The organism is Marinobacter adhaerens HP15 (assembly GCF_000166295.1).
Classification (GTDB): Bacteria; Pseudomonadota; Gammaproteobacteria; order Pseudomonadales; family Oleiphilaceae; genus Marinobacter; species Marinobacter adhaerens.
Genome location: NC_017506.1, coordinates 2,535,556 through 2,547,396, shown reverse-complemented (window position 1 = coordinate 2,547,396; position 11,841 = coordinate 2,535,556). Strand labels below are relative to the sequence as shown.

The 11,841-nt window shown below is 52.5% G+C and carries 11 protein-coding genes; 7 read left to right on the top strand and 4 right to left on the bottom strand.

Translation table 11 applies throughout. From position 1 onward, the window contains the following. Position 1: 1 nt before the first annotated feature. From HP15_RS12030 to pilB, 3 genes are read right to left on the bottom strand one after another with little or no spacing between them, the layout of a single operon-like run. Positions 2 to 877: a prepilin peptidase gene (locus HP15_RS12030; protein WP_014577714.1), complete on the bottom strand. Its 876-nt coding sequence runs from the start codon at positions 875 to 877 to the stop codon at positions 2 to 4. Then, on the bottom strand, positions 878 to 2,098 hold the full coding sequence (locus HP15_RS12025) for a type II secretion system F family protein (protein ID WP_014577713.1): 1,221 nt from the start codon (positions 2,096 to 2,098) through the stop codon (positions 878 to 880). 2 nt (positions 2,099 to 2,100) lie between these two features. After that, on the bottom strand, positions 2,101 to 3,816 hold the full coding sequence (gene pilB, locus HP15_RS12020; RefSeq protein ID WP_014577712.1) for a type IV-A pilus assembly ATPase PilB: 1,716 nt from the start codon (positions 3,814 to 3,816) through the stop codon (positions 2,101 to 2,103). Positions 3,817 to 4,128: 312 nt separating this feature from the next. Between pilB and HP15_RS23015 the strand changes: the two genes are divergently transcribed. From HP15_RS23015 to HP15_RS22910, 3 genes are all read left to right on the top strand, one after another. Beyond that, on the top strand, positions 4,129 to 4,539 hold the full coding sequence (locus HP15_RS23015; RefSeq protein ID WP_014577711.1) for a pilin: 411 nt from the start codon (positions 4,129 to 4,131) through the stop codon (positions 4,537 to 4,539). 251 nt (positions 4,540 to 4,790) lie between these two features. Further along, positions 4,791 to 6,065 carry an O-antigen ligase family protein gene (locus HP15_RS12010; RefSeq protein ID WP_041645356.1) on the top strand — a complete coding sequence of 425 codons (1,275 nt, stop codon included), beginning with the start codon at positions 4,791 to 4,793 and terminating at the stop codon, positions 6,063 to 6,065. Between the two features lie 85 nt (positions 6,066 to 6,150). Beyond that, positions 6,151 to 6,549: a pilin gene (locus tag HP15_RS22910; protein ID WP_041645354.1), complete on the top strand. Its 399-nt coding sequence runs from the start codon at positions 6,151 to 6,153 to the stop codon at positions 6,547 to 6,549. 22 nt (positions 6,550 to 6,571) lie between these two features. On the opposite strand, the gene HP15_RS12000 is transcribed toward HP15_RS22910, so the two are convergent. After that, positions 6,572 to 7,933: an MBL fold metallo-hydrolase RNA specificity domain-containing protein gene (locus HP15_RS12000; protein ID WP_014577709.1), complete on the bottom strand. Its 1,362-nt coding sequence runs from the start codon at positions 7,931 to 7,933 to the stop codon at positions 6,572 to 6,574. A gap of 90 nt (positions 7,934 to 8,023) precedes the next feature. Here HP15_RS12000 and cysQ point away from each other — a divergent pair, with 90 nt between their 5' ends. The 4 genes from cysQ to HP15_RS11980 all read left to right on the top strand — a co-directional run bounded on the left by cysQ (position 8,024) and on the right by HP15_RS11980 (position 11,832). Further along, the gene (gene cysQ, locus HP15_RS11995; RefSeq protein WP_014577708.1) at positions 8,024 to 8,800 is read left to right on the top strand and encodes a 3'(2'),5'-bisphosphate nucleotidase CysQ; all 777 of its coding nucleotides are present in this window, start codon (positions 8,024 to 8,026) and stop codon (positions 8,798 to 8,800) included. Further along, positions 8,797 to 9,276, top strand: a complete 480-nt coding sequence (gene rfaH / locus HP15_RS11990) for a transcription/translation regulatory transformer protein RfaH (RefSeq protein WP_049784485.1) — start codon at positions 8,797 to 8,799, stop codon at positions 9,274 to 9,276. The genes cysQ and rfaH overlap by 4 nt, the downstream gene beginning before the upstream one ends. Positions 9,277 to 9,371: 95 nt before the next feature. Then, positions 9,372 to 10,130, top strand: coding sequence for a Wzz/FepE/Etk N-terminal domain-containing protein (locus tag HP15_RS11985; protein ID WP_041645352.1), 759 nt, complete (start codon positions 9,372 to 9,374; stop codon positions 10,128 to 10,130). Between the two features lie 370 nt (positions 10,131 to 10,500). Then, positions 10,501 to 11,832 carry a capsule assembly Wzi family protein gene (locus HP15_RS11980; RefSeq protein ID WP_227499627.1) on the top strand — a complete coding sequence of 444 codons (1,332 nt, stop codon included), beginning with the start codon at positions 10,501 to 10,503 and terminating at the stop codon, positions 11,830 to 11,832. The last annotated feature ends 9 nt before the right edge of the window (positions 11,833 to 11,841 follow it).

The following is an 11,841-nucleotide window of genomic DNA, read 5'->3' as shown; positions in this document are numbered from 1 at the left end:
ATCAGACTCCCAGGAATCCGTACCAGAACGCTTGAATCTCAGTTCCAAACCACAAACAGAGCAGCCCGGCAGTCGCCAAATACGGCCCAAACGGAATCGGCACTTCGCGCCCATGCTGCTTGAACACCATCAAGCCGATACCGACAACGGCACCAACCACCGAGGAAAGCAGGATAACCGCTGGCAACAATTGCCACCCCAGCCAGGCGCCGAGTGCGGCAAGCAGCTTGAAGTCCCCGTGCCCCATTCCTTCCTTGCCGGTAACCAGCTTGAACAGCCAGTAGACGGACCACAGAGCCAGATAACCGACCACCGCCCCCCAGAACGCGCTGTTAAAATCGGTCAGCACGCCAAAGTAGTTCAGCACCAGGCCAAGCCACATCAGTGGAAGGGTAATACTGTCTGGCAGTAGTTGAGTGTCGAAATCAATAACTGTCAAAGCCACCAGAGCCCAAACCAACAAAAGGGCCCAAAGCGCCGACTCGTTCGGCCCGATGACAGCAATGGTCACCACGGAAAAAATCGCGGTAACCGCCTCAATGATTGGATAGCGCGGCGAAATGGGAGCTTTACAAGAAGCGCATTTGCCCCGAAGAACCAGCCAGCTGAGGACTGGAATATTTTCCCACGCCCGAATGCCATGGCCGCAGGAGGGGCACGTGGACGCCGGCTTGGCGAGGGTAATCCGCTCTTCCTCCTTACGCTGCTTCTCAGGCAGCTCCAGGAATTCCTCGCACTGGCAGCGCCAGTCCTGATGCATCATTTTCGGCAGCCTCAGAATGACAACATTCAGGAAGCTACCTACGCAGAGAGATACAAGAATAACCGAAAGGTAAAGTAGCCAGGGGGTGCCAAGCAATGTTTCTAGATCAAGCACTTAGCCAACCACCTTACCCATCTGGAAGATCGGAAGGTACATGGCGATGATCAAGCCACCCACCAGCACGCCCAGAACCGACATGATCAAGGGTTCCATGAGGGACGACAGGTTATCAACCAGATCGTCAACTACGGCCTCGTAATGATCGGCGACTTTGGAGAGCATTTCATCCAGGTTACCGGACTCTTCACCGATAGCAGTCAACTGAACAGCCATAACCGGGAAGATGTCAGCATTGCGCATTGCTGCTTGCAATTGCGTGCCGCTCGCGACCTCGTCCTTGATCTTGTTGATTCCGTCTCTGTATACCGCGTTACCGGTTGCATTTGCTACAGATTCAAGTGCGTCTACCAACGGTACACCGGCAGCAAATGTAGTCGACAAGACCCGCCCAAACCTGGCAACCGCTGATTTGTCAAGAACCTCGCCTATAACCGGAATTTTGAGGGTGTACTTATCGATGGCATCTGAGAACTTCTTAGACCTGTACTTTGCCTCCTTAAAGAGAAAAACAAAGCCAACAATGCCTAACAAGCCAATAAACCACCATTTCTGCATCCACTCCGAAAGGTTTACCACCATCTGAGTGAACACAGGCAGGTCGGCCCCAAAGCCGGTAAACAATGCTTCAAACTGAGGAACAACTTTAACAAGCAAAATCGCTGTTACGATAATGGCGACAACGACAACGGCCGCTGGATAGGTCATCGCTTTCTTGACCTTCTTCTTTAGCAGCTCACTCTTCTCGAGGTAGGTGGCAATCCGGTCCAGCATCTGTTCAAGTGCACCGGCTTTTTCGCCAGAATCGACGAGGCTGCAGTACAGGTCGTTGAAATGCCTCGGGTGCTTTCGCAGGGCACCGGCGAAGCTGGTACCTGAGGCAATATCATTCCTGATCGCAAGAATGAGTTCCTGAAGCCCTTTGTTTTCCAGCCCGTCCGCGACAATGTCAAAGCTCTGAACCAGAGGAACGCCTGCCTTCATCATGGTGGCTAGCTGGCGGGTAAGCATCGCTATGTCAAAGGGTGTGATCTTCTTGCTGCCGCCAAAGAGTGGTTTCGACTTTTTCTTCACCTTGCTTGGCACGATCCCTTGCTTACGAAGCTGCGCTTTCACAAGTGCAAGGTTGGTTCCGGAAACCTCACCGGTCGCCTTATTACCTTTTCGGTCTTTGCCTTCCCAAACGAACGCCTGGAGCTTTTGTGCTTTCTCTGCCATGTCTAATCCTTCGTCACGCGATTGGCTTCCTCAAGACTGGTCACACCCTGAATCACCTTCAGAAGCGCTGCCTGCCGCAAGTTACGGAAGCCCTCTGCCTGAGCCTGTTTTGCAATTTTGATGGAACTGGCCTCTTCCATAATCATGTTTGCCAGCTCGTCGGTAATCTTGACCACCTCGTAAATACCAACGCGGCCTTTGTATCCCCCATTGCATTTATCACAGCCCTTTGGGCGGTACAACGTGAAGCCTGTATCAATTTGTTCCTGTGTGAACCCCTCCGCCAAAAGCACGTCTTTGGGGATGTCTGCGGCTTGCTTGCAGCTGTTACACAACCGCCTGCCCAATCGCTGCGCGATAATCACACTTACCGAAGTGGCGATGTTGAATGAGGGAACACCCATGTTCATCATCCGCGTGAGCGTTTCGGCGGCACTGTTGGTGTGCAGTGTGGAAAGAACAAGGTGGCCGGTTTGTGCGGCCTTGATCGCGATGTTGGCGGTCTCCAGGTCCCGAATCTCACCCACCATGATTACGTCGGGGTCCTGGCGGAGGAAGGCTCGCAATGCTTCGGCGAAGCCGAGCCCGACTCGGGTGTTCACGTTTACCTGATTGATCCCTTCAAGGTTAATCTCGGCCGGGTCCTCGGCAGTTGAGATATTCCTTTCGGCAGTGTTTAGGATGTTCAGGCCGGTGTAGAGCGAAACCGTTTTACCTGAGCCAGTTGGCCCGGTTACCAGAATCATACCTTGGGGTTGTTCGAGGGCCTCAAGATAAATCTGCTTCTGGTCTTCCTCGTAACCAAGAACATCAATGCCCAGCTTGGCCTGGCTCGGATCCAGTATCCGCAATACGATCTTTTCGCCCCATAGAGTGGGTAGTGTGTTTACCCGGAAGTCGATGGCCTTGGTTTTGGACAGTTTCATTTTAATCCGTCCATCCTGAGGTACACGCCGTTCGGAAATGTCCAGCTGCGCCATGATTTTTACCCGGGCAGAAATTTTGGGCGCCAATTTGATGGAAGGCCGCGACACTTCTTTCAAAATACCGTCCGTGCGGTAGCGAACCCGATAAACCTTTTCATAAGGTTCGAAATGCACATCCGATGCGCCGCCGCGAATCGCATCCAGCAACATTTTGTTCACATACTTCACGATAGGTGCATCGTCGACATCACTGGCAGAAACAGCGTTGTCGTCTTCCTGTTCGCCGCCCTCTGTCTCTACACCCTCAAGGTCTGCATCCTCCAGATCCCCCATGGAGGTATCCTGAGATTCCAGGTATTTTTCAATGGAGTCACGGAGTTTTGCGTCGTCTACCAATACCGCATCGGTACTCAGGCCGGTGTTGAATTTGAACTCATCAAGCGCCTGGATATTGGTCGGGTCAGAAACAGCAATAAACAGCCGGTTTCCGCGCTTGTAAATAGGCAGAGCGTTGTGCTTGCGGATCAGCTTTTCGTCGACCACCTTCTCCGGAATCATTTCCGTCGCAAACGCCGAGAGATCCAATACAGAAACACCGAATTCCATGGCAGCCGAGAATGCCAGCCCGCTGCTATCCGCCAGGTTGTTCTGAACCAGATAGGTGATCAACGGTATTCGGTTTTGTGAGGCTTGAATGAATGCGTCTTTGGCAGTCGCTTCATCTAGAAGCCCGTCCTCAACGAAACGTCGTGCCAGGCCGGTGAGAGTTACTTTGCTGCTGTCAGTTGCCATAAATACGGTCAGGAGTCTGTTATAAGTTGCTGAAACGGCTTTCAGATTAATTAAAGCAGAGTTTAGATGTACATGATGGCTTTTGAAAGCACAGAGTGTTTGGCTGTTGTCTGGTGACAAAAAATGTCACTCCCTGACCACGGGCGGCGCCCGCACGTGACGATTTTGACCTGTAGCCGTTTGGGGCAGAGTATTCAACTCGCTGTTTGGAAAGAATAAAACAAAAAAAGCTGAGTTGGCACAGCATCTGCTTAGTGATTGGCAGGCCGCTCCCGCACTGGAGTGTGACTGACTATCTTTCGGAGATGAACTATGAAGGCAACACAAAAAGGTTTTACTCTTATTGAATTGATGATCGTGGTTGCGATCATCGGTATCCTGGCAGCGGTCGCCATTCCGGCGTATCAAGAATACGTGGGCACCTCTCAGGGCGGCGCGGTTGTAAAAGGTATTAACCCTTTCGTGGGTAAAGCCCAGGTTTGTACGCAGACTGGAATCGACTGCGATGGTCTCGTTACTGAGATTGGCAATACTGCAGCTTTGACTGGTCCCGCTGCTGCAGCTATCGGAGACACAATCACTCTGACTTGGGCTAATGACTTCTGTTCTTTGGAAGCCGAAGTTACTCCTGATGGTGCTGTGGCTTACGATATGTCTGCGGTGTCAGGTGACGCTGCCGACTTGGCTCAGTGTATTGAAGGCGCTGGTGGCGTTGGTAGCTAATACAGTTATCTAGCATCTCTTGCGAGCAGAGGCCCTCACCCCGGTGAGGGCTTTTTTTTGAGGTTTCACACGTGCTCTTTGTTACCCTCTCCGTAGTCTGTTTCAGTGTTGCACTTTTCGCTGCGTTGTTTCCCGTCAACGTGGACTACTACTCCCTTCAGCGTTTTGTTTTTTGCGCAGTAATTTGGCTCGCAGCCTGGATCCCTTTGATCGAAAAGCGGCGGCGGGGTGAAAGCGACAGGAAATATAGTATGCTGCTCTGGTTTGCTCCTCTGCTCGTTTCATTTTTGAGCGGAGAGCTCTATGGGGCGACCTATCGTGTCGAGCCATTGATGTTCTTTTTCTTCTTTTTCGCAACTATTGTTTTTGGGAGCCGCCTCGCACAATCTGATTGCTTTGAATTGACAGTTGCAAGGTTCTTGAGTGTTGCAGCGCTGTCCAGTTTCGTTTACGCGCTGGTTGCGCTGATGAATTATTCATTCGCGTTGTTAGAGGGTCTCGAAAACTTTGATTTTGCGTTGGCTTGGGGAGTGCCAAATAAAAGATATTGGAGTCACTTGGCAACTTGGGTTATTCCTTTGCTTGCTGCTGCCCAGAAAAAGAGCAGCTTGGCTTCATTTACTTCGATAAAGGTGCTGATTTTCATTTCAGGGGGCGCATGGTGGTGGATACTGTTTTCAACATCCGCCCGTGGAGCCGCGATTGGATTGATTGTGGGCGCACTGGTCGGAGTGTTTATATTTCGTAAGAGTTCTTTGGAGTGGGGGCGATGCTTTGCTTTGCAATTGCTCACGGGGCTTGCTTCATGGGTTTTACTGACCCTGTTTATTCCCGATTTGTTGTACGGGAGCTCAAGCTCTCTCGGACTAAAATCCGGCACCTCTGGGCGTATTCCTTTATGGGACGAAGCCTGGCAAATGAGTTTGCTTCGTTTCCCCGTCGGTCTTGGCCCCCAGTCGTGGCTGACCCATCCGCCCATTACCGATGCATATGCTAACGGCAAGCAGTTTGGGCATCCGCATAACATGTATTTGTTGTGGGCGGCAGAGTACGGCTGGATTCTAATTTGTACAATGGTTTTAGCTGCGCTTGGAGCGGCCAGGAAGCTAAGGGCACGGCGGCTTGAATATTTGGTCGCAAAGCGTGACGCCACTCTGATAAATGGGATCGTGGTGTCAACCGTTGCAGCGTGTGTGCATGCAAGTGTTTCGGCAGTTTTTATGGCGCCAGCTTCCCTGCTTATCGGTTTCTTGGTTTTAACAACGCTATTTGCGTGGCTCCAGATTCCTGATGCTCGAAACTCCAGAATTCCGCAGCAATACAGATGGGAACAACGGTTTCTAAGGACTGTTGCCATGCTTTCAATTCTGCTTGGTGTTCTCTGGTTTGGTGAGATCTATAGATACTACCAAGGCAACCTTGTGGATAGGAGTGTTTATAAGGGGCAGGGCATGATGCTGTACACGCCGCGCTTTTGGTCACATGGTGACTATCCGCGGCAGTTTAAAAAGAGCTCTGGCCTATAACTGATTGTAATTCAGGTTTTTTTATTTTGGGCACGAACCTTGCTTTAAATTCTTTAACAATGATTAAGCAAGGTGGTATCTGCAAATGCACAAGCAATATGGTTTCACGCTCATTGAGTTAATGATCGTTGTAGCGATAATCGGGATATTGGCAGCCGTGGCAATACCTGCTTATCAATCCTACGTCGCGAGCGCTCAAGGAAGCGCCGTAATGAAGTCAGCGACGCCTTTTGTAATCAAGCTGCAGGTTTGTGCCCAAACTGGAAACGGTTGCCAACAACTCAATGATGCTATTTCAGCTGATTCAGATCTAAGTATCGCTCCAAATGCGGCTCGGGGTGCTACTTCTGTTCTTTCGGTCGCAAACCAAGGATGCACCCTTGAGGCAACTGTATCCGATGCAGGAACCGTCTCCTATGCGATCACGGGGATCCCGCCTTTGTCAGATGAACAATGTGAGGTTGGTGCTGGTTTGGGGTCGTAGCTTCAGAAAAGTGAAGCTGGCTTCAAACCTCCACCTCCTCAAACAATTCCGGCACCTCAACATCCCAGCCAAACTTGTCCCGAATCCGTTTGCGCATAACGTCACTCGCGACGAGCTCCCCGTGAGTGACATAAACCTTTTCGGGTTTCAACGAGCTTTGCCCCAGCCACGCCAGAATCTCGTTGTAGTCACCATGTGCGGAGAGAGAATCCAGGTTATGAATCTCCGCCTTCACAGGCCAGTACTCACCGTGGATCTTCACTGATTCCGCACCGTTCACCAGTGCATCACCGCGGGTGCCAGGCGCCTGGAAACCAGCGAACACTACGCTGTTGCGGGGATTTGGGAGTAGCGTTTTCAGGTGGTGTAGGACCCGTCCACCACTGGCCATTCCGCTGGCGGAAATAATCACACATGGGTAGCGCACCGCGTCCAGCTCTATGGACTCTTCCACCGTGCGTACAAACTCGGTTTTCTCATCCATCAGTTCGCACTGAGCGGCATTCAATTTGTGCTCTTTGTGGTGCTTGCAGAAGATCTCTGTGGCCTTGATGGCCATCGGGCTGTTCAGGAAAACCGGCAGTTTGGGTATCTTCCCGTCCCCCATAATCTTGTGAATCACATACAGCAGCATTTGCGCACGGCCCACTGCAAAGGCCGGTAAAAGCACGATACCGCCGCGCCCCGCCGTGCGGGTAATGATTTCAGCCAGCTCTGCTTCCGGATCTGTCTCGCCGTGGGCCCGATCCCCATAGGTTGATTCACAGATCAGCACATCGGCCTTCTGCAGCGGCTCCGGCGGGCGCATTATGATGTCGTTCTGACGCCCAACGTCACCACTGAATACAACCGTTCTGTCTGCCCCTTGATGATGAACGTGAACGCAGGACGAACCCAGAATATGCCCCGCCGGGGTAAAGGTTACCTGGAACCCCTTTACCGGCTCGAACGCCTCATGGTAGTGGAGGGACTCGAAATGCTTGAGGGCTTCCCAGGCGTCTTTCTCGGTGAACAGCGGTTCCGGTTTTTCGTGCTTGGAGAATTTCTTGCGAAACGCGTATTTCGCATCCTCCTCCTGTAAAAAACCGGCATCCGGCAACAGAACCTTGCAAAGTTCGTGGGTGGCTTTGGTGCAATAAACCTTGCCCTTGAAGCCGTTTTTTACCAGGGCTGGCAGGTAGCCGGAGTGGTCAATATGGGCATGGGTGAGCACCACCGCATCAATAGTGGAGGGATCCACGGGAAACTTCGCCCAGTTGCGCCGGCGCAGGGTCTTTACGCCCTGGTACATGCCACAATCCACCAGCACCCGATGCTTCTCATCTGAAAGCAGGTAGCGGGAGCCCGTGACTGTTCCTGTGCCGCCAAGGAAGCGAAGTTTCATAGAGCCATCCTTCTCGATCTTTATGGAGGGAGTGTTACTATTGCCTATGATAGTTCATAACGTTTTGATCTGAAGCAGGAAGCGAATCACATGCATTACAGCTCCATCCTTCCGGACGTGATAAAAGTGGCCGATGCGGCCAGTGAGAAAGTGCTGCACATTTACCAGTCTGACTTCAAGGTGAGCTACAAGGCCGACGCTTCTCCAATTACCGCTGCAGACACCGCTGCCCACGATATCATTACCCATGGGCTTCGAAGCATCAGCCGGGATATCCCGATCCTTTCGGAAGAGGGCAGCGATATCCCCTGGGAAGAGCGCAAACACTGGCGCCGCTTTTGGCTGGTGGATCCCGTCGACGGCACAAAGGATTTCACCCAGCGCACCGGCGAGTTCACGGTAAATATCGCCATGATCGAAGATGGCCAGCCAGTGATGGGGGTTGTCATCGCGCCTGCCCTGAAAGAAGCTTTTTGGGGAATTGTGGGAGAAGGGGCCCACATGCGGGACCGTACCGGCAGGGTTCATCACATTCGAGTGGCCGAGCCAAAACCCCTGAAGCGGGTTGTTGCCAGCAAAAACCACTTGAATGAAGAAACCCGGGCATTCATCGAGGCATTGGGTGACCATGAGCTGGTGCAGGCGGGTAGCTCCCTCAAATTATGCCGTATCGCCGAGGGGCATGCGGATATCTACCCACGGCTGGGTCCTACCTCTGAGTGGGATACCGGTGCTGCCCAGGCCGTATTGATGGCTGCCGGCGGCAAAGTGCAGACGCTGGATGGGGAACCCCTCAAATATGGTAAACAAAATGTGTTAAATCCGTATTTCGTTGCATCGGGAAGCTGGTACAGTCCCCGGCCATGACCTGGTACGCTCTTCAACACAAGCCCGCTCAGGGCGACCGCGCTCTTCAGCACCTTCAGAACCAAGACATCGCCTGCTTTTACCCAAAAATCAGTGTGGAGAAAATCAAGGGCGGAAAGCGCTCGAAGAAACTGGAACCGTTATTCCCTGGCTATCTGTTCGTAAACCTTGAGCAGACGGATCCAATGTGGTCGAAGCTTCGTTCCACCCGTGGTGTGTTGAGAATCGTCGGCTTCGCCAACAAACCCGCACCCATAAGCGATGCTGTGATCCAGCATATCAAAGATAGCCTCGACTCGGTGGCAGAGCAGGGCGGCATCAAGCCGGGCCAGGCCGTACAGCTGAGCGAGGGGCCTTTCGAGGGCATCAATGCCATTTTTCAGGCCTATGACGGCGAAGAGCGGGCAATTGTGCTTGTCAGCTTTATGCAGAAGCAACAGAGTATCAGAGTCCCGGTATCTGCTATAAAGAAGTAACTGTCGTGGCCTTTGCCCAGGGGAAAATATTGGGTATTCGGTTCCGGCGCCGAGTAGAGACATCCTTGGCTTAAAGCATCAATAGAGGAGCGCAGATGGAAGAGATGCCGCGAGAGCGTCGATCAGAGGCAGATGACGAAGTTAGTCTTGTGGATCTGACCTTTATGTTTCTGAAGCATCGGAGAACCTTCTATCTAGTATTTTTCTCTGCGCTGGTTTTTGGTGTCATTTACGCTTTTTTCGTGCCTCACAAGTACGAATACGTCACTCTCGTTGGGCTTGCAGAGAAGGAGCCCGGTACCTTTATCGAAAAGCCGGGTACTGTTATTGCAACTCTGGAGAATCGTTGGCTTCCTGAATATCAGGCATTATATCAAGCAAGCCATAATCAATCCTTGCCGTTCGATATCCACTTCGTCAACCCCGAGAGTACCGCTTTGATTCGAATGTCTTCAGAAGCCTCAGTTGAGCAGAGTGAAGAGGTGAGGCGGGCGCACGCTCATTTGGTCAATGAGTTAGAGCAGAGTCAGTCAGCCGAAGTGTCGGTTGTGAAGGGGGCTCTTGAGAGCCAGATAGAGTCTCTGTCTCAGACGGTCGGCATGTTGGAGAGTTACAACGACGCCGGCGAGGCTATAGCAGGAACCGTAGAAAAGCGCTTGTCACTGGAAGCGACCCTGGAGTCAATTCAGCCAATGGAAGTTCTTGCTGAAAGCCGACAAAGCTCGGAGCCTATCGGTCCGGCGCGAACCCTGATCGTTGTTTTGGCAGGCATGCTCGGATTGATGGGAGGCGTTTTTTCGGCGTTCTTTATGGAGTTTGCCCGCGTTGTGAGGGCCAGGGTGAGCGAAAGCTAGTCGATTTCCCTGCATTTGTGATCCTTTAACAATTCTTTACTGCGGTAAGCCTCTGAAACCGCACCTGTCAGACTTTTTGTCACTTGCTTGTCACAGGCGATGCCGTAAAATCGTCACGCTTCTGAAACAGAACATTCATCTACCGACAAGGAAATAGTTGGGATTCAGTTGTTCCCTTCCTTTTGCCTGTTTCCTGTCGATTTTCAGATTATTCATATTTATGACCTTAAAACACTGGGCCCTGGTCGGTGGGGCGGTAGCGTGCTTAAGCAGCCCCCTCCTTTGGGCGGCGCCCTGGCTTGAGCCGGGGGATTCACGGGCCAGGTTCGCGGCTCAAAAGTTGGCAGACCGTGGCCATATGGACCGTACTGTGAGCACCTGGCCGCTGATGTGGAGTGCAGTTCACAGTGGTTTGCAGCCCAGTGTGAGTGCGGATCATTCGTCCGTAGGCGCTGCCGCGGCCTACCTGCTTTTCGAGCAGGAACAGCAGGCGCAGCCGGGGTTTCGCGGTGAGTACAGTCTGTATGGCAGCAGCGAGATTCCGGGTATTCGTGGGTTTGATCAGAAAACTCTTGCGAAGGTTGGAACGGCAATCGATCTTCAGTGGCAGGGCGAAGTCTGGGCCCTAGGGCTCCACCCCGGCTATGCCCATGATCCAGATGATGATGAAGAACTGCGCCTGGATGGCTCCTATCTTGCAGCAGCAGCCGGCAACTGGGTGTTCGGTGTGGGTGCTATTGACCGTTGGTGGGGGCCCGGTTGGCAGTCTAGCCTGATTCTCTCGAATAACGCCCGCCCGATGCCGGCGCTCTGGATCAACCGCAACAATACCCACGCCTTCGAAACCCCTTGGTTGAGCTGGATCGGTCCCTGGCAGTTTACAGCGCTAGCCGGACAGTACGAGAGCGATCGCGCGGTACCGGATGCCAAACTCATTGGTATGCGCTTTACCTTCCGCCCCGTCGATGGCCTGGATATTGGCCTTTCCCGTGCGATTATGTTCGGTGGGGAAGGGCGGCCGGAAGGGGCGTCCACTATCTGGAATGCCCTGATCGGCCGGGATAATGGACAGCTTGAGGAAAACGATCCGGGCAACCAACTTGCCAGCATTGATGCGCGATACGGTTTCTCTTTTGGCCAGCAAACAATGGGCATTTACGGCCAAATGATGGGGGAAGACGAAGCCGGTGCCTTTCCGGCCAGGAAGTCCTGGCTTTTCGGGGCAGATTGGACCACCCAGCTATTCGAAGCCGACCAGCAATGGTTTGTTGAGTACACGAATACCCTGGCTGACGACTTCCTGGGTGACGCCATTCCCAATATTACGTATGAGCACTCCCGTTACCGTTCCGGCTACCGCTACTACGGTCGCAGTATGGCTACCAGTTTTGATGGCGACTCAGAGGCCGTCACCCTCGGGGCTTTCAATTTCTTTGACAATGGTACTAACCTCAGCGCCAAAGTGAGTTTTGCACGTCTTAATAAAGAGGGTGCAATTGGAACAGTGGTGCCGAACGACCAAATATTTTATACCGTGCCCGATGTTGATCAGAACGTAACCATCCTTGATGTAGGGTATGGAGCCAGATTGTTTGGAGGATGGCTGGACCTGAATCTCCAAGCCACCGATAAGAAAATTAAGTACTTGGGTGGCGAAAAAGACCAGTGGTCTTTCGGTGCCGCCTGGACATACCGTTTTTAAACTGATCGA

Coding starts and splice junctions, on each gene's coding strand:
- HP15_RS12025 (WP_014577713.1), bottom strand. CDS start 2,098: ATGGCAGAGAAAGCACAAAAGCTCCAGGCGTTCGTTTGGGAAGGCAAA.
- pilB (WP_014577712.1), bottom strand. CDS start 3,816: ATGGCAACTGACAGCAGCAAAGTAACTCTCACCGGCCTGGCACGACGT.
- HP15_RS23015 (WP_014577711.1), top strand. CDS start 4,129: ATGAAGGCAACACAAAAAGGTTTTACTCTTATTGAATTGATGATCGTG.
- HP15_RS12010 (WP_041645356.1), top strand. CDS start 4,791: ATGCTGCTCTGGTTTGCTCCTCTGCTCGTTTCATTTTTGAGCGGAGAG.
- HP15_RS22910 (WP_041645354.1), top strand. CDS start 6,151: ATGCACAAGCAATATGGTTTCACGCTCATTGAGTTAATGATCGTTGTA.
- HP15_RS12000 (WP_014577709.1), bottom strand. CDS start 7,933: ATGAAACTTCGCTTCCTTGGCGGCACAGGAACAGTCACGGGCTCCCGC.
- cysQ (WP_014577708.1), top strand. CDS start 8,024: ATGCATTACAGCTCCATCCTTCCGGACGTGATAAAAGTGGCCGATGCG.
- rfaH (WP_049784485.1), top strand. CDS start 8,797: ATGACCTGGTACGCTCTTCAACACAAGCCCGCTCAGGGCGACCGCGCT.
- HP15_RS11985 (WP_041645352.1), top strand. CDS start 9,372: ATGGAAGAGATGCCGCGAGAGCGTCGATCAGAGGCAGATGACGAAGTT.